General features: G+C 71.8%; 12 protein-coding genes and 2 pseudogenes. 10 read left to right on the plus strand and 4 right to left on the minus strand.

Annotated features, from left to right (window positions below):
* The 4 genes from E2651_RS10315 to E2651_RS10330 all read left to right on the plus strand — a co-directional run.
* A partial coding sequence (locus E2651_RS10315) for a DUF4937 domain-containing protein (RefSeq protein ID WP_245238722.1) occupies positions 1 to 502 on the plus strand: 502 nt, incomplete at its 5' end.
* 107 nt (positions 503 to 609) lie between these two features.
* Positions 610 to 1,269, plus strand: a complete 660-nt coding sequence (locus tag E2651_RS10320) for a histidine phosphatase family protein (RefSeq protein ID WP_135330756.1) — start codon at positions 610 to 612, stop codon at positions 1,267 to 1,269.
* Between the two features lie 12 nt (positions 1,270 to 1,281).
* Positions 1,282 to 2,190: an ADP-ribosylglycohydrolase family protein gene (locus tag E2651_RS10325; RefSeq protein ID WP_135330757.1), complete on the plus strand. Its 909-nt coding sequence runs from the start codon at positions 1,282 to 1,284 to the stop codon at positions 2,188 to 2,190.
* A gap of 271 nt (positions 2,191 to 2,461) precedes the next feature.
* Positions 2,462 to 4,153: a DUF4173 domain-containing protein gene (locus E2651_RS10330; RefSeq protein WP_135330758.1), complete on the plus strand. Its 1,692-nt coding sequence runs from the start codon at positions 2,462 to 2,464 to the stop codon at positions 4,151 to 4,153.
* A gap of 95 nt (positions 4,154 to 4,248) precedes the next feature.
* Here the strand turns inward: E2651_RS10330 and E2651_RS10335 are convergent, their stop codons facing one another.
* Positions 4,249 to 5,805 carry an MFS transporter gene (locus E2651_RS10335; protein ID WP_135330759.1) on the minus strand — a complete coding sequence of 519 codons (1,557 nt, stop codon included), beginning with the start codon at positions 5,803 to 5,805 and terminating at the stop codon, positions 4,249 to 4,251.
* Positions 5,806 to 5,931: 126 nt separating this feature from the next.
* Here E2651_RS10335 and E2651_RS10340 point away from each other — a divergent pair, with 126 nt between their 5' ends.
* The 3 genes from E2651_RS10340 (at position 5,932) to E2651_RS10350 (ending at position 8,031) form a co-directional block, all read left to right on the plus strand.
* Entirely contained in the window at positions 5,932 to 6,546 is a 615-nt protein-coding gene (locus tag E2651_RS10340) for a TetR/AcrR family transcriptional regulator (protein ID WP_135330760.1), read from the plus strand.
* 46 nt (positions 6,547 to 6,592) lie between these two features.
* Entirely contained in the window at positions 6,593 to 7,294 is a 702-nt protein-coding gene (locus E2651_RS10345; RefSeq protein ID WP_135330761.1) for a ribonuclease HII, read from the plus strand.
* Between the two features lie 77 nt (positions 7,295 to 7,371).
* Positions 7,372 to 8,031 carry a hypothetical protein gene (locus E2651_RS10350; protein WP_135330762.1) on the plus strand — a complete coding sequence of 220 codons (660 nt, stop codon included), beginning with the start codon at positions 7,372 to 7,374 and terminating at the stop codon, positions 8,029 to 8,031.
* A gap of 150 nt (positions 8,032 to 8,181) precedes the next feature.
* On the opposite strand, the gene E2651_RS10355 is transcribed toward E2651_RS10350, so the two are convergent.
* The 3 genes and pseudogenes from E2651_RS10355 to E2651_RS10365 all read right to left on the minus strand — a co-directional run bounded on the left by E2651_RS10355 (position 8,182) and on the right by E2651_RS10365 (position 11,687).
* The gene (locus tag E2651_RS10355; protein WP_135330763.1) at positions 8,182 to 8,829 is read right to left on the minus strand and encodes a hypothetical protein; all 648 of its coding nucleotides are present in this window, start codon (positions 8,827 to 8,829) and stop codon (positions 8,182 to 8,184) included.
* 379 nt (positions 8,830 to 9,208) lie between these two features.
* A pseudogene (locus E2651_RS45195) lies at positions 9,209 to 9,433 on the minus strand (recombinase RecQ); the annotation flags it as partial.
* A gap of 82 nt (positions 9,434 to 9,515) precedes the next feature.
* Complete coding sequence (locus E2651_RS10365) at positions 9,516 to 11,687, minus strand: RecQ family ATP-dependent DNA helicase (RefSeq protein ID WP_135330764.1); 2,172 nt, start codon at positions 11,685 to 11,687, stop codon at positions 9,516 to 9,518.
* Between the two features lie 133 nt (positions 11,688 to 11,820).
* On the opposite strand from E2651_RS10365, the pseudogene E2651_RS10370 reads away from it, so the two are divergent.
* From E2651_RS10370 to E2651_RS10380, 3 genes and pseudogenes are all read left to right on the plus strand, one after another.
* A pseudogene (locus E2651_RS10370) lies at positions 11,821 to 12,957 on the plus strand (DUF4192 domain-containing protein); the annotation flags it as partial.
* Positions 12,958 to 13,558: 601 nt separating this feature from the next.
* Positions 13,559 to 15,463, plus strand: a complete 1,905-nt coding sequence (locus tag E2651_RS10375) for a glycogen debranching N-terminal domain-containing protein (protein WP_245238724.1) — start codon at positions 13,559 to 13,561, stop codon at positions 15,461 to 15,463.
* Positions 15,464 to 15,581: 118 nt separating this feature from the next.
* On the plus strand, positions 15,582 to 16,343 hold the full coding sequence (locus E2651_RS10380; RefSeq protein ID WP_135330766.1) for an NUDIX domain-containing protein: 762 nt from the start codon (positions 15,582 to 15,584) through the stop codon (positions 16,341 to 16,343).
* The last annotated feature ends 3 nt before the right edge of the window (positions 16,344 to 16,346 follow it).

Consider the following 16,346-nt stretch of genomic DNA (forward strand, 5'->3'; position numbering starts at 1 on the left):
GGGCGGGGGGTGGAGCCGGGGACGGCCGGGCGTGGCCCATATCTTCGCCTTCTGGGAGAGCCGGGCCTTCTACGACTCCTTCATGGCGCGCTCCCATGACCGGCTCGCGACCGCACAGGCAGGCACCTTCAAGGACATCCAGGTCAAGCTCTTCGACCACCGCTTCGACGTGAAGACGGGGTTCGAGCCGCGCTTCACGGACGCGGACGTGGTGCGGGTGGCGCACTGCAGGGTCCGTGAGGCGCGCGTGGAGCACTTCGCGCTGATGCAGGAGAAGGTCTGGAACCCGGCGATGGCGGGCTCGCCCGGGATGCTGCGCGGGCTCTTCGGAGAGGCGCCCGGACATGAGTTCCTCATTCTTTCCATGTGGCAGTCGGCCGCCGAGCACGGCAAGTACCGCAGGGAACGGGTGGAGCGCCTCTCCCTGCGCGCGCAGACGGACGCAGATGTCGCGGCGCTCGCGGGTGACATCGTGGAGCTGGAGCCGTCGTGGACGGTCTGACACCGCAGCAGCGCCGTGGAGGCTCCCCGCGGGCCGCATACGCCCGGATGGAGCCCGCCCGGCCGACCGGTTGAGCCGGCCGGGAAGGGCCGATCTAGGGTTTCCGTATGGCACGCCCGCGGCGCATCTTCCTCGTCCGGCACGGCGAGTCGGCAGGAAATGCCGACGACACCGTGTACGAGCGTGAGCCCGACCACGCCCTCGCGCTCACCGAGAAGGGGTGGCACCAGGCGGCGGAGACCGGCGAACAGCTGCGCGAAGCGGTCGGCCGCGAGCGGGTGAGCGTGTACGTCTCGCCCTACCGCCGCACCCATGAGACCTTCCGGGCGCTGCGCCTGGACCCCGATCTCGTGCGCGTGCGCGAGGAGCCGAGGCTGCGGGAGCAGGACTGGGGGAACTGGCAGGACCGGGACGACGTCCGGCTCCAGAAGGCGTACCGCGACGCGTACGGCCACTTCTTCTACCGCTTCGCGCAGGGCGAGTCGGGGGCCGATGTGTACGACCGGGTGGGCGCGTTCCTGGAGAGCCTCTACCGGAGCTTCGAGGCCCCGGACCACCCGCCGAACGTCCTGCTTGTCACGCACGGCCTGACCATGCGGCTGTTCTGCATGCGCTGGTTCCACTGGTCGGTGGCGGAATTCGAGTCACTGTCCAACCCCGGGAACGGCGAGATGCGGACGCTGCTGCTCGGAGAGGACGGCAAGTACACCCTGAACCAGCCATTCGAACGCTGGCGCGAGCCTGAGCCGTACGGCGTCACCGGTTAGAGTGGCAGGGCGATGACCGCTGACTCCTCTCCCGACCGGCGCCTGGCCCGCGCTCTGGCCAGCCTGCGTGGACTGGCGGTGGGGGACGCGCTGGGCTCTCAGTTCTTCGTGCCCGCGAACTATCCGCTGCTCAAGCGCCGGGAAGCACCCGCCAGCCCCTGGCAGTGGACCGACGACACCGAGATGGCCTGTTCCGTTCTCGCCATCCTCCTGGAGCACGACCGCATCGATCAGGACGCGCTCGCCCTTTCCTTCGCCGAGCACCACGATTTCGACCGTGGCTACGGCCCGGCCGTGAACCGGCTGCTCAGGCAGGTCCGTGAGGGCGGGGACTGGCGTGAGCTGGCCTCCGCGCTGTTCAAGGGGCAGGGCTCCTGGGGGAACGGCGCGGCCATGCGGATCGCGCCGCTCGGTGCCTGGTACGCCGACGACCCGGAGCAGGCGACGCATCAGGCGGAGATCTCCGCGTACCCCACGCATCAGCACCGCGAGGCCGTCGTGGGAGCCATGGCGGTGGCCGCCGCCGCGGCACTGATGGCCCATCCCGCGGGGCCGCCCGCGCCGAAGGCGCTGCTCGACGGCGTCATCGACCTGGTGCCGCGCAGCGCCGTGGGTGCGGGGCTGCGCCGGGCGAGGGACATGCTCGACTACGGGGACGCGGCCACGGTCGCCGCGGTCCTCGGCTGTGGCCGCCGTACGACCGCCCACGACACGGTGCCGTTCGCCCTGTGGTCGGCGGCTCGCGGCCTGGGCCGCTATGAGCAGGCCTTCTGGGCCACCGCCCAGGTGGGCGGCGACATGGATACGACGTGCGCCATCGTGGGCGGGGTCATCGCCTCCGGAGAGGGCGGGGCGCCGCCCGACGAGTGGCTGGAGCGGACCGAGGCGCTGCCCGGCTGGATGCCGGTCGGGGCGGGCTGACTTCAGGGCTTTCGAGGGCTTTGCCGTACGTAGATGGGCTCTACGTAGAGGTGGCTTTCTGGGCCAGTGTCACGGTCAGGCCACAGCGTGACCGGCCTGGGAGCGGTGATCGGCCGCGCCGCTACGCTGAAGGCAGGCCGCAAGTTGATCTTGGCTTGTGCGTCCTCAACGAGATGCCGGTCGCCGGCAGCCCCGCCACGTAGGTGTGCCGTCTGCTGCGCGTGCGGACCGGCCGGGAGGGGGTCCCGTGTCCGATGCACCGTCACCGTCCATGCCTGAATCCTCAGGTACGGAGGATCAAGAGGGAGAGCCCCAGGAAGATCCGTCCGCCAGCAGCGACAGCGGAGCGAGAGGCGACGTCCGTGAACGGGACGACGTCCCCGAAGACGCCGTGCCCGCACCGAGGACCGCGGACGCCGGCGGCACCGGGCATGCGCAGAGCCCCCAAGCCCCGCAGCCGCACCCCGACTGGGCCTATCCGGCGGCCCGGCACGAGCCGCTGCTCGCCGATCTGCGGTCCGACCCGCCCGCTCCGGTCCGCACGGCCACGCTCTGCGCGGCGCTGGCCACCGGCCTCCTGAGCATGCTGCTGCTGGGCGACGGCCTCGCGCTCAATCTGCTGATCATCGCCGTCCCGGCCGCGCTCGGCGCCTACTTCGCGGCGCAGCGAGCGGGCCGCAGCCCGCGCCCCTGGACGCTGACCTGGGCGATCGGCGGACTCGCGCTGCTGATCGTGCCCGCGCTGCGGGACGCGGGCTGGCCCTCGTTCCTCGCGATCGTCTCCGCCGTGGCGCTCGGCTCGCTCGCCCTGCACGGCAGCCGCACCTGGCCCGGCGTACTGCTCGCCCCGCTCGGCATCTTCGACGGCGTCCTCACCGGCGTGCGCTGGGGCTGGCGGGGGCTACGGGAGCGCTCGGGCGGTTCCCGGAGCGGACCCGTACTGCGTGCGGTCGCGGCGACCGCCGTACTGCTGCTGGTCTTCGGCGCCCTGTTCGCCGGGGCTGACGCGGCCTTCGCGGGGCTCCTTGGCGACCTGATCCCCGACGCGTCCCTCTCCGGAGGGCCGTGGCGTGTGCTGCTGCTCGCCATCGGTGTGGTCGGTGCGCTCGCGGTGGCGCACACCGCCGCCGCGCCGGTGCGCTGGGACCGGCTCGTCGTGGGCCCCGGCCGGGCGCGAAGCCGCGTCGAGTGGGCGCTGCCGCTGATCGTGCTCAACCTGCTGTTCGCGGTGTTCAACGTGGTGCAGCTGGCCGTGCTCTTCGGTGGGTACGACGCCGTACTGGAGAAGACCGATCTCTCCTACTCGCAGTACGCGCGCCAGGGCTTCTGGCAGCTGCTGATCGCCACGCTGCTCACCCTGGCCGTCATCGTCGTCGCCCTGCGCTGGGCGCCGCGTGACGGGGACGGTGACCGCACGCTCGTACGGGCCGTCCTCGGCACGCTCTGTGGCCTCACGCTCGTCGTGGTGGCGTCGGCGGTGCGGCGGATGGACATGTACGTGGACGCCTACGGTCTGACCAGGCTGCGGGTCTCGGTCGTGGGCATGGAGCTCTGGCTCGGTCTGGTGATCGTGCTGATCATGGCGGCCGGAGTATGGGGCACCTCTTGGCTGCCGCGGGCGGTCGCCGCCAGTGCCGCGGCCGGTGTGCTGGCGTTCGGACTGCTTTCGCCCGATGGGCTCATCGCCGAGCGCAACGTCCAGCGCTACCAGGAGACAGGGAAGTTCGACCTGGAGTACGCGCGCGGGCTGTCCGCCGACGCCGCTCCCGCCGTCGACGCGCTTCCGGAGCCGATGCGCTCTTGTGCCCTGGAGGGCATCGCAGACGGACTGGGGGCCGAGCGCGACCCCTGGTACGCCACCAGCCTGGGGGAGTCGAGGGCCCGGCAGATCCTCGAGGACAGCCCTCCAAAGGCTGCTGGGCGGGCCTGCGAGCAGGTCGGGCAGGAAACCTCGTACCGCTGACGTACGGGACGTCTGCGCCGTCCGTGAGGGGCTCGGCAGCGGCCGTTCACGAGCGGATGCCGGGCCGCCCCCTCGCGGCCCGGCACCCGTCGCGGTCAGCCGCCGGCCGGCCCAGCGGCCGAGGCCGTACCGGCCAGGGCCTCCAGGTCGCTCTTCCGTACCCGGATCACCAACACAGCCGTGACCAGGGCGAGTACGGCCATCGCGACCGCAGGAAGGAACGCCGTCGAGATCCCTTGAGACAGCACTTCGTGTCCCCAGGGCGCCGGCAGCTCACCGGACTTGGCGAAGGCGGCCTTCTCCTGGGGTGACGCGTTCGCCATGAAGTCCGCCATCTGCTCCTTGCCCTCGTCCCGGCTCGCCGTCCCGAAGACCGTCGTCAGGATGGAGAGGCCGAGCGAACCACCCACCTGCTGGGTCGCGTTGAGCAGCCCCGAAGCGGCGCCCGCCTCGTGCTGGGCCACTCCGGAGACAGCGGTCAGTGTCAGGGTCACGAAGTTCAGGCCCATGCCGAAGCCGAACACCAGCATCGGTCCGAGCACGCCGCCCAGATACGAACTGTCCGGGCTGATGAAGGTCTGCCAGCCGAGCCCCAGCGCTACGAGCGCCGAGCCGGTCACCATGAACGGCTTGGGGCCGAGGACCGGAAGCAGCCACTGGGAGATCCCCGCGCCCGCCACGATCGCGACCATGACCGGCAGGAACGCCAGGCCCGCTTCGATCGGCGTGTAGCCCAGGACGTTCTGGACGAAGAGCACGATGAAGAAGAACATCCCGAACATCGCCGCGGCCAGGCTCAGCATGATCACGTAAGTGCCCGAGCGGTTGCGGTCGGCGAACATCCTCAGCGGAGTGATCGGTTCCTTCGCCCTGCTCTCGACCAGCGCGAACGCTACAAGCAGCACTACGGCCGCGCCGAACGAACCCAGAGTGAGGCTGTCGCGCCAGCCCTCCTCGGACGCCCGGATGAATCCGTAGACCAAGGAGGCCATGCCGAGCGTCGACGTGAGCGCGCCGGCGATGTCGAAGCGGCCGGGATGGCGCTCGGACTCGCTGATGTACAGCGGGGTGAGGAAGGCGATCAGTATGCCGATGGGTACGTTCACGAACAGCACCCAGCGCCAGTCGAGCCACTCCGTGAGCATGCCGCCCGCGAGCAGACCGACGGCGCCGCCGCCCGCAGAGACGGCCGCGAAGACACCGAACGCCCGGTTCCGTTCGGGGCCCTCGGGGAACGTCGTGGTGATCAGGGCCAGCGAGGTGGGCGACGCGATCGCGCCACCCACGCCCTGCAAAGCGCGCGCGACCAGCAACTGCCATGGTTCCTGGGCGAATCCGCCGAGGAGCGAGGCGAGGGTGAAGACCAGGATGCCGGTCATGAAGACCCGGCGGCGACCGAGGATGTCACCCGCGCGGCCACCGAGAAGCAGTAGGCCACCGAAGGTGAGGGTGTAGGCGCTGACGACCCAAGTGAGGTCCGTGGTCGAGAATTTGAGCGCGTCCTGAATGTGCGGCAGCGCGATGTTCACAATCGTCGCGTCGAGTACCACCATGAGTTGGCAGGCCGCGATGACGGTGAGGGCGATGCCGGGCCGGCCTTCGCGACGGGCGGCACCAGGTTTCTGATCTTGGCTTAACTGAGAGGTTGTCACTATGGGTCCCCCACAAGTGCGTTAGTGAACGATCCCGTTCACTGTCGCGTCAAACGGTAGTGACTCCCCATCAGTGAACGCAACCGTTCACTGACACTGCCTTGAACGTTCAACGGAGAGAAATTGATGACTACTTCGCGCTGGAGGGCGGCTTCCGCTCAGACGCCCTCCCAGCGTCGTCGGGGTCCCGTGCTCGAACAGGCGATCCTCGATGCCGCGCTGGAGCAGCTCAGTACGGTCGGCTGGAACGGCCTGACGATGGAGGGCGTGGCCGCCGGTGCGCAGACCGGCAAGGCCGCGGTGTACCGCCGCTGGCCCTCCAAGGAAGACCTTGTCGTGGACGCGCTGCAGGCCGCGCTGCCGCATCTCGACTCGGCGCCGGACTGCGGGAGCGTCCGGGAGGATCTCCTGCAGCTGTGCAGGCTGATCCGGGACGCGATGTTCTCGCGTCCCGGATTCGCGCTGCGCGCGGTGCTTCACGAGTGCGACGCGGCGTCGGCCGAGCGTTTTCACGACGTGATCGTCGATGGCGTCATCGAGCCGAGTGCGGAGCTGATCAAGCAGGTCGTACGCCGAGGGGTCGAGCGCGACGAGGTGCGTGCCGAGGTCATGGACCCTTACGTGTGCGATGTCATTCCGGCGATGATGATGTATCGCTCCAAGGTGTGCGGCAGTGAATGGCACGACGACGAATTGGCCGAGCTGATCGACCGGGTCATGGTTCCGCTGTTGCGTCGGTAGGGCTGGGTGTCGCGGGCGGCGTCCGGCGGCGTAGGCTGAGGGCGCCATGCCGTACGAACCACCCACCCACACCGTCGAGCGCTCCCTTCGCGCCACGACCGGAGCGAAGATCGTTGCCGGAGTCGACGAAGTCGGGCGCGGCGCGTGGGCGGGCCCGGTGACCGTCTGTGCGGCGGTCACGGGACTGCGCAGGCCGCCCGAAGGACTCACCGATTCCAAGCTGATCAGCCCCAAGCGGCGCACCACGCTCGCCGACGAGCTGGAGGGCTGGGTCACGGCGTACGCCCTGGGGCACTCCTCGCCCGAGGAGATCGACGAACTGGGGATGACGGCCGCGCTGCGGCTCGCCGCCGTGCGCGCCCTGGAAGGGCTGCCGGTGCGGCCGGACGCGGTCATCCTCGACGGGAAGCACGACTACCTCGGGGCTCCCTGGCGGGTTCGTACGGTGATCAAGGGCGACCAGTCCTGTGTGGCCGTCGCCGCCGCGTCGGTGATCGCCAAGGTTCGGCGCGACAAAATGATGGCCGAACTGGGTATCGAACATGCAGACTTCGGTTTTGCGGCCAACGCCGGCTATCCGTCGCCGGTGCACAAGGCCGCGCTGGCGGAGCGGGGGCCCACCCCGTACCACCGGATGTCGTGGGCGTATCTTGATGCGCTGCCCCAGTGGCGGCACCTCAAGAAGGCCCGCAGCTGGGCGGATGGAAACGTTCCGGAAATCGAGGGCCAGCTCGGCTTCGAATTCTGACGTCTCCGGCAGCTTCACTCGCACTCATGTGCCACCCGCCGACGCGACTCGCATCGGCGTTTGATAGACAACATCGCATGCCTCTCATTCCCGAGGAGCCTCAGATTCACGAGAGTGCCCAGGGTCCCCGCGTGACCCCGGCCAGTGGCCGCACCACGCCGACCCCCCGCCCCGTACCCGGCCCGCGTCCCGCGGCTCCGCCGCGTCCAGGCCGACCGGGTCCCGCCCGGCCGACGCCGCCGGCGCAGCGCACGCCGCGCGAGCCGGCCGTCAAGCCCGGGCCGTCCGCCCCGGCTGCTTCCGGACCGTCCGCCGCTGCCTCCGCCCAGGCGGGTGCCGCTGCTTCGGTTCCGCAGATCCAGCTCATCCCCGCTTCGGCCGAGGGGGCGCTCGACGCCGCCGAGGAAGCCGTCGACCTGCTGCTCGACTCGGGGCGCGCTCCGGGTGAGGTCCTGGTGATCACCACCGGCGACCCGCACCCGTGGGCCACCCACGAGCTGTCGTTCGGCGAGGCCTCCTACTGGGCCCAGCACGACGCGGGCGACGACGTCTTCTACGCCGACGCCGCCGCCCTGGGGCGTGCCGCGTCCCGTCCCGTGGTCGTCGTCGCCATCAACGGCGGCAGCGAGGAGACCGCGGTCGGCGCGCTGCCGACGGCCCTCACCCGGGCCGGTGCCCTGCTGATCGTGTGCGGCGACCCGCAGCGGATCAACGCCATGCTGGGCGCGGGCGTCTGACGACCGACCCCTGTGGTCGGGCGTCCGCCGTCCGCGACGCGGCCGGATGAACCGGACGCCGTGTGCGTCGCGCCCCGCGCGATGCATACGGCGATGCGCGTCGGTCGGTCGTGCCGCGACCGGCCCGGTGACGGTGGTGCGGAGGGCGTCTCAGCGCGCCGCCGCACGGCGCAGTACGTCCGATGCCGCGCCGCCGGTGCGCGGCGGTGGCGGTTCGGTCTCTGCGGTCTCGAGGAAGGCCTCAGGGCGTGAACCGGAACTCGGCCGACGGCCGCCGCGGCCCTCGCCGAGCACCTGCCAGCCGTCACGGGTCAGGGTGATGTAGGCGCCGCACCGCAGCCCGTGCAGCGTGCAGGCGTCCCGCAGCCCCCACATCCACGCACCGTCCTCCTGCGTCCAACGCGCTTCACCGTCACGGCAGTAGAGCAGGACGGCGGTGCGCACGGGGGTACGGCGCCGCAGGTCGTGCGGGATGACCCGCCGCAACTGCGCGAGCAGCGAGTTACGGAACACCCAGCCGTCCGCCGCGCTCGCCCGCCGGGTGAACGAGGCGCTCGCCCGGAGCCGTTCCTCCGGATCGAGGACGGCGACGACGGCTGTCGTGGGCGTCGGACGGTGCCGGGCGTGCAGGCCGCTCACGACCTCACGCGGATTGCGCAGCAGGGGGATTCCCGCGGCTGACCACTCCGCGGGCTCGAGCATCCGTGCCAGTCGGTTGGCGGAATCGGCGGACATCTCAGCCGACGTCGAGGATTCCGACATCGATGCCGCAGCGGACGGAGCGAATCCGAAGGTCACGGTCCTCCCTTCGGCTACGCGCCCAGAGGGCGGGATCGGACTGGGAGAGCGCACCGCGGCACAGCCCTACCGGGGGCACGGGGAGCCGCGCGGGGAGCGGTGCCAATTCTTCCCGTCGTACTGGCTTGCGGCAACGAGCAATTGGGCCCGGCGGCCGGTATCTGACGATGCGCCGTGTATATCCCTGCCCAGGGTGCCCGCGTTGACGCGTACGTCAGCCCTGCACGGCTAGGACCAGCGGCAACATCCCCTTGGCTTCGGCTTGCCGGAGGATCCGGGCGGCTGCGGCCAGGGGCGTGTACTTGATGGAGCCGAGGGGCTTAAGGCGGCCGATCTCCGCGATCGTCTTCGGGCACGGGTCCGTCGGGGCCCGGTGCGCGCATCGGCCGCAGCCGGTTGCCTCAGCCGATGTCCGAAAGCCGCCGTGGGAACTCCATCCGGCGGCCGGGAGCCGTGGCGTACTGCTGCTCGGTCTGCCGCTGCCTGGCGACCCAGGCGTACCGCTCGGTGTCGTACGCCCACGGCATCCCGGTGGAGATCCAGCCGCCGTCGAGACATGACCGGCGCAGCTCGACCAGGGTTCCAGCGCGGGCCGGGTCGCCGGGGCGCGGGTCCCCGAGCGGCGAATGGCGTTCGGCGGGGGTGCCTCACGTCCCGCCAATGGGGCCCGCGCCTGTCCAGGAGGGTCAGCCTTGTACGGCGAGGACCAGCGGCAGCACTCCTTCGGCGCCGTCTCGGCGCAGCAGCCGGGCGGCGACCGCGAGCGTCCAGCCCGTCTCCGTCGCGTCGTCGACGAGCAGGACAGGGCCGCCTGCGGTGCGCAGCGCGTCGCTGAGGGCCGGGGGCACGACGAGCAGCCCGTCCAGGGCGTGCAGGCGCTGTGCGCTGTTGCTCCTGGGCATCCGCGCGGTGGTGGCCCCGGCGGCGTACTCGATGGATCCGAGGAGCGGCATGCGGCCGATCTCGGCGATGCGGGCCCCCAGGGACTGGACGAGCTGCGGTCGGGTGTGCGAGGCCATGGTGACGACCCCGGCCGGCCGCGCGGCCGCGTCCGGGCCGCCGGACGCCCAGCCACCGGGTCCCTTGGCCCAGTCGGCGAGCACGTCCACCACGGCCTTCACGATGTCGTCGGGCGCGGGCCCGTCGGGGGCTTGGGGGGCGAGCATGGGGCGGAGCCGATTGCCCCAGCCGATGTCGGAGAGCCGTCCCAGGGCCCGCCCAGGTGCTGCCTGTTCGCCTGCGGGAATGCGGCCCTTGAGGCTCATGCCGACCGCGGCGAGGCCGGTGGGCCACATACGACGTGGCTCCACTTCGACTCCTGCTCGGCCAAGCTCGCCGCGCGCCGCGACAAGGGCTGTCTCCGAGGCGGCGTCGGTGAAACGCGGGCCCGCGCAGTTGTCGCAGCGGCCGCAGGGCGCCGCTCCCTCGTCGTCGAGCTGCCGCTGCAGGAATTCCATCCGGCAGCCGGTCGTGCTGCCGTACTCGCGCATGGCCTGCTGCTCGGCCTCCCGCTGCCGGGCGACCCAGGCGTACCGGTCGGCGTCGTATGCCCAAGGCTGGCCGGTCGAGGTCCAACCGCCCTTGACTCGCCGGACGGCGCCATCCACATCGAGCACCTTGAGCATGGACTCCAGGCGAGAACGTCGCAGCTCGACAAGGGGTTCGAGTGCGGGAAGCGAGAGTGGTCTGTCCGCCTGAGCCAGTACGTCGAGGGTGCGCCGTACCAGCTCTTCCGAGGGGAAGGCGAGAGAGGCGAAGTACGCCCAGATCGCTTCGTCCTCCTTGCCCGGAAGCAGCAGCACCTCCGCGTGTTCGACGCCGCGGCCCGCTCGGCCCACCTGCTGGTAGTAGGCGATGGGGGAGGAGGGGGAGCCGAGGTGGACGACGAAGCCGAGGTCGGGCTTGTCGAAGCCCATGCCGAGGGCGGAGGTGGCGACGAGTGCCTTGACGCGATTGGCGAGCAGGTCTTCCTCGGCCTGCTGCCGGTCGGCGTTCTCGGTCTTGCCCGTGTACGAGGAGACGGTGTGCCCGCGCGTGCGCAGGAACGCGGTGACCTCCTCGGCGGCGGCCACGGTGAGGGTGTAGATGATTCCGGAGCCCGGCAGCTCACTCAGGTGGTCGGCGAGCCAGGCCAGTCGGTGGGCGGCGTTGGGCAGGTGCAGGACGCTGAGACTGAGGCTCTCTCGGTCCAAGGGCCCGCGGAGGACGAGCGCGTCCGTGCCGCTCCCGGTGCCGAGTTGGTCGGCGACATCGGCGGTGACCCGGGCGTTGGCGGTGGCGGTGGTGGCCAGGACGGGTACGTCCGGGGGCAGGTCGGCGAGCATGGTGCGCAGCCTGCGGTAGTCGGGGCGGAAGTCATGGCCCCAGTCGGAGATGCAGTGCGCCTCGTCGACTACGAGCAGGCCGGTGGCCGCGGCGAGTTTGGGCAAGACATTGTCACGGAAGTCGGGGTTGTTGAGCCGCTCCGGACTGACCAGGAGCACGTCGACCTCACCGGCGGCCACCTCTGCCTGGACGGTCTCCCACTCCTCGGTGTTGGAGGAGTTGATGGTGCGGGCGTGAATGCCGGCCCGGGCCGCCGCTTCCACCTGGTTGCGCATGAGGGCGAGCAGCGGAGAGACGATCACCGTGGGGCCGCTGCCCCGCTCCCGCAGCAGCGCGGTCGCGACGAAGTACACGGCGGACTTGCCCCAGCCCGTTCTCTGCACGACCAGGGCGCGCCGCTTGTCCGCGACCAGGGCCTCGATCGCCTTCCACTGGTCCTCACGCAGCCGGGCGGGGGCCGCCACGTCCCCGACGAGCCGGGCGAGGACCGTGTCAGCTGCTGTGCGGAGGTCTGCGTTGCTCGTGTGCTCCATGCCCCCATGCAACCCGATGGGTCTGACATTAGGCGAACGAGTCCGCCGAGCTGTGGATAACTCTTGGCGTGCCCCTGATCGCAGTTATCCACAGGTCAAACCGGAATCTTGCGATCCGCGGGAGAGTCGGGACATGACGAACCACAACGAATCACATGACGTGACCGACTCTGCCGACGAGACCCTCGTCACCCTGCGCACCCCGGCCGAACTCGCGGACGCCCTGCCGTACTTGCTCGGGTTCCGGCCCGAGGAGAGCGTCGTCCTCATCGCTCTGCACGGCGAGCGCGGGCGGTTCGGCGGGCGGGTGCGGCTCGGGATTCCCGAGCGCGCGGAGGACTGGCCGCCCATCGCGGAGCAGCTCGCGCAGTGCCTGATGGGTGGCTGCGAGCGGCGCGGCGCCCGGCCCGACGGCGTTGTCGCCTTCCTGTGCTCCGAGCCGGTCGGCGCCGAGTCCGGACCGCAGCTCATGGAGCGTCTGCGTCCGTTGGCGCAGGCGATCCGGACCGCGTGCGGCAGGCTCGACGTTCCCGTGTTCGAGGTGGTGTGTATCTCGACGGGCCGTTTTTGGACCTACTGCTGTCCGAATCAGGAGTGCTGCCCTCCCGAGGGCGTCCCGCTGCTCCGGCCCGGCACATCGGTCCTGGCCGCGGCCACGGCTTATGCCGGTGTCCAAGTGGGAGCCACACCACAGGAGATGCGGGCGCGGCTGACCCCGTGGGAGACCGCCGGTGCGGCGGACCAGGAAGCGGCGCTCGACGCGGCGGGCATGGCGATCGTCCACCGGATCCTCGAGGAGGGCGGGCACGCCGAGGTCGCTGCCGAGACGCTCGACCTGGCCCGCCGGATCATGGCACGTCTCGATGCCGCGCCACCGGTCACCGGCCCGCTGGAGGCGGATCTCCAGGACGACGAACTGCTCGCGCACGACGAGGCGGCGGCGCTGATCCTCGGCCTCCAGGACCGCACGGTGCGCGATCAGGCGGCGCAGTGGATGGAAGGCGACGACGGGGCCCCCGCGCTGCGTCTCTGGAGGGCGCTGGCCCGACGCTGCGTGGGCGCCTACGGAGAGCATGCCGCCGCACCGCTGTCCCTCGCGGGCTGGGTCGCCTGGTCCCTCGGCGACACCACGGAGGGACAGGAAGCCCTGGCCATGGCGCTGTGCGCGGACCCTGAGTACGCCTTCGCGCAACTCCTGCACCACGCCTGCACCGGAGACCTGGACCCGGAGCCGATCCGCCGCTGTCTGCGCCGCGAGCGGACCGACCGGGGCGCGCCGGAGCCGCAGGCCGAACCACCGGTTCTCGCCGACTCCGTGGGTCCCGCCGACTTCGTGGGCTCCGTTCGACTCCGCGGGGGAGCCGGCGCGTGTCGCTCCCCGGCGCCGCCACCCCGCACGTCCGCGGGGCGGCAGTGGGGCACGGGCCACCGACAGGCCGAACACGCGGCCGCAGAACCGCCGCCGCACTCTCCGGCGCGGAGCGAGGAACGACAGGTGAGCCGGCCTGCGCGGCACCGCCCGGCAGGGGCGCACGGGGCGCCGGAGCGGGCGACACGTGCGGGAGGCCGGGGCCGCACGAGTGGCTTCCCGCTCCGTGGGCGTGACTTGGGGCGGGGCCGTTCCGTTCACCTGTGTGGCGGTACCCGCACCAGGGTCGCGCCGCGGTACGACCCCCGACTCCCCGTAGCGCAGCCAGCGCAGAAGAAGCCGCCCCATGCCTCTGCCCGCCCCGTCCTCTGTCTCCGGCAGAGAGGGTCCTCAGCGGCCCGCGTCTGCTTCCTCTCGCTTGCCCGGCGGTCGGGCTCCGGTTCCCGTGCCGCGCAGCCTCGCACAGCTGCCGCCCGTCCATACGGCGCTGATCTGTGTCGCCATGCCCGCGCTCGCGATCTCCACCGACCAAGGGCAGTTGACCGGCCGCGGACTCGATGGGTTCTACCGTGCGGGGCGCCGACTGCTCTCCCGCTGCCAGGTGCGGGTGGCGGGGCGCGAGCCGGTCGCCGTGCAGGCCCGGATGGTCTCGGCCGACTGCGCGCGCTTCGTCGCGACCCTGCGCGGGTCCGCGGACGGCGGCCCGGACCCGGACGTCGTCGTCGAGCGGACCCGGCATGCCGACGGCACGGAACGGATCACCCTGCGCAGCGCGGCCACCCGCCCCCTGAGGCTGCCCGTCGAGGTGGCGCTCGGCACGGACCTGGCGGAGCTCGGTGCGATCGCGTCCGGCGGCTCCGGGCCCGAACTGCCCGCCAGCGTCCACGATTCCGGCATGCGGTGGTCCTCCCCGGCGGGGCACTGCGTGGTCACCGCGCATCCTGCTCCCACGGACGCACTGGCCTCCGCCGGCCTGCTGCGCTGGGAGCTGGAGCTGCCGCCGGGCGGCTCCCGGAGCGTGGAGCTGCGCGTACGGCCGGAGGGTGCGGGACCGGTCAGGGCGGTGGGGCACGGCGCGGGGCTCTCCCTCGCCGCGGCTCGAGCCGCGGGCGACGACCCCAGGGCCCGGCTCCTGCTGGAAAGATCCGTGCAGGACTTGCAGGCGCTGCTGCTTCGCGACCCGGAGCACCCGGCCGATGTCCACCTGGCAGCGGGTGCGCCATGGCGCTGCGGTCTCGCCCCGGCCGAGGCGCTCGCGGCCGCCCGGATGGCCTTGCCGCTGGGTACGCGGATCGCCATGGGGACGCTGCGTACGCTCGCCCGCCGTCAACTGACGGGACCGGGACAGCGGGCGGGCCTGATCCCAGGACCGCTGCGGGACGCGGGGCCGCACCTCCCGCCCTGGTGCACGGGGGTCGAGGCGACGCTGCTCTTCCCTGTGCTCCTGGCGGAGGCCTGGCGCTGGGGGCTGCCCGAGCAGGAGACGGAGGAGATGCTGCCGGCGGCCGAGCGCTGCCTGCGCTGGCTGCTCACCGCGTCCGGCGACGGCGGATGTCTGCCGGACCCGTATCCCGGCGGCCCCAGGCGCTGCGAGACCCAGGCCCACGCCCATCGGGCCGCGCTGCTCGGTGCCGACCTGCTCGAAGCGCACGGCCGCGCGGGAGCCACCGGTCTGCGGCAGTGGGCGGAGCGACTGCGGGGCACCTTCCGGGAGGAGTTCTGGGTGGCGGACCGCACGGGTGGCAGACCCGCCGCGGCCTGCCTGCCCGACGGCCGGCCCGTGCCCCTCCTCACCGGCAGCGCGGCTCATCTCCTCGACACGGGCCTGCTCGGTTCCGGCCGGCTCGCACCCGGCCTCCTCGACAAGGTGCAGACCGAACTGCTCGCCAGACTGCTCGGCGGGCCCGCCATGGACTCCGGCTGGGGGCTGCGGAGCCTGGGCGCGAAGGAAGTCGCGTACAACCCGTTCGGCCATCGGGGTGGGGCGGTTCGCGTCCATGAGTCGGCGGTCGCCGTCGGGGGACTGGCCGCCGCGGGATACGAGAAGGAAGCGAGTTCCCTGCTGCGAGGCGTGCTGACGGCCGCCGAGGCCTTCGATCACCGGCTTCCCGAGATGTACGCGGGGGAGCAGCGCACCGAGGGCGGCGCCCCACTGCCCCACCCCGCCGCCTGCCGTCCGGCAGCCGTCAGCGCGGCCGCCGGGGTGCAGCTCCTCACGGCACTGGCCGGCATCCGGCCCGACGCACCGGCAGGCACGGTGACACTGCGTCCGGTCCGCAGCGCACCACTGGGGGAGCTGGAGCTGACGGCGCTGCGTGTCGCGGGTGCTCCGTTCTCCGTACGGGTCAGCAGGCTGGGCCTCGCCATGGTCGAGGAGGCGGTCGACGGGCTGCAGTTGGGGGTGTAGCGGCGCCGAACCAGGACATGCGGTATGTCGCGGACCAGACAGAAGCCCTCGGTGAATCCGGCTGGGATCGAATGCCGGAAGAGGTGTTTATCGTCAGGCAGACGACTATGATCGCGGCATGTCGCCCTACGACCCGTCGGCCTTCCCGCCCTTCGCTGTCACCGTCGACCTGGTCGTGCTGACCGTGCGGCGTCACGCACTCTGCGCCCTGGCGGTACGCCGCGGCGAGCCGCCGTTCCAAGGCCGTTGGGCGCTTCCCGGCGGATTCGTACGTGCCGATGAGGACCTCTCGGCGGCCGCGGCGCGGGAGCTGGCCGAGGAGACCGGGCTGTCCGCACACGATCCGGACACTCCCGTCCAGGCCAACGGGGCGCATCTGGAGCAGCTCGCCACGTACGGCGACCCCAAGCGTGATCCTCGGATGCGGGTCGTCAGCGTCGCCCATCTCGCGCTCGCTCCCGATCTGCCGGCCCCACGGCCCGGCGGCGACGCGCACAGCGCACGCTGGGCGCCGGTCGAGGCACTGCTCAACCAGGGCGGATACGGCCGCGAGGACGAGCAGGCGGCACCGCTCGCCTTCGACCACGCGCAGATCCTGGCGGACGGCGTGGAGCGAGCCCGCTCGAAGATCGAGTACTCCTCGCTGGCGACGGCCTTCTGCCCTCCCGAGTTCACCGTCGGCGAGCTGCGTCGGGTGTACGAGGCGGTGTGGGGGGTCGTGCTCGACCCGCGCAACTTCCACCGCAAGGTGACCGGCACGCCAGGGTTCCTGGTCCCCACCGGCGGCACGACCACCCGGCAGGGCGGCCGCCCCGCGCAGCTCTTCCGGGCGGGCGGCGCGACGCTGCTCAACCCGCCGATGCTGCGTCCCGAGGTCTGAGGC

It is taken from the genome of Streptomyces sp. MZ04 (assembly GCF_004684775.1).
Taxonomy (GTDB): Bacteria; Actinomycetota; Actinomycetes; order Streptomycetales; family Streptomycetaceae; genus Streptomyces.

Coding starts and splice junctions, on each gene's coding strand:
- E2651_RS10375 (WP_245238724.1), top strand. CDS start 13,559: ATGCCCGCGCTCGCGATCTCCACCGACCAAGGGCAGTTGACCGGCCGC.
- E2651_RS10325 (WP_135330757.1), top strand. CDS start 1,282: ATGACCGCTGACTCCTCTCCCGACCGGCGCCTGGCCCGCGCTCTGGCC.
- E2651_RS10380 (WP_135330766.1), top strand. CDS start 15,582: ATGTCGCCCTACGACCCGTCGGCCTTCCCGCCCTTCGCTGTCACCGTC.
- E2651_RS10350 (WP_135330762.1), top strand. CDS start 7,372: ATGCCTCTCATTCCCGAGGAGCCTCAGATTCACGAGAGTGCCCAGGGT.
- E2651_RS10345 (WP_135330761.1), top strand. CDS start 6,593: ATGCCGTACGAACCACCCACCCACACCGTCGAGCGCTCCCTTCGCGCC.
- E2651_RS10330 (WP_135330758.1), top strand. CDS start 2,462: ATGCCTGAATCCTCAGGTACGGAGGATCAAGAGGGAGAGCCCCAGGAA.
- E2651_RS10365 (WP_135330764.1), bottom strand. CDS start 11,687: ATGGAGCACACGAGCAACGCAGACCTCCGCACAGCAGCTGACACGGTC.
- E2651_RS10340 (WP_135330760.1), top strand. CDS start 5,932: ATGACTACTTCGCGCTGGAGGGCGGCTTCCGCTCAGACGCCCTCCCAG.
- E2651_RS10320 (WP_135330756.1), top strand. CDS start 610: ATGGCACGCCCGCGGCGCATCTTCCTCGTCCGGCACGGCGAGTCGGCA.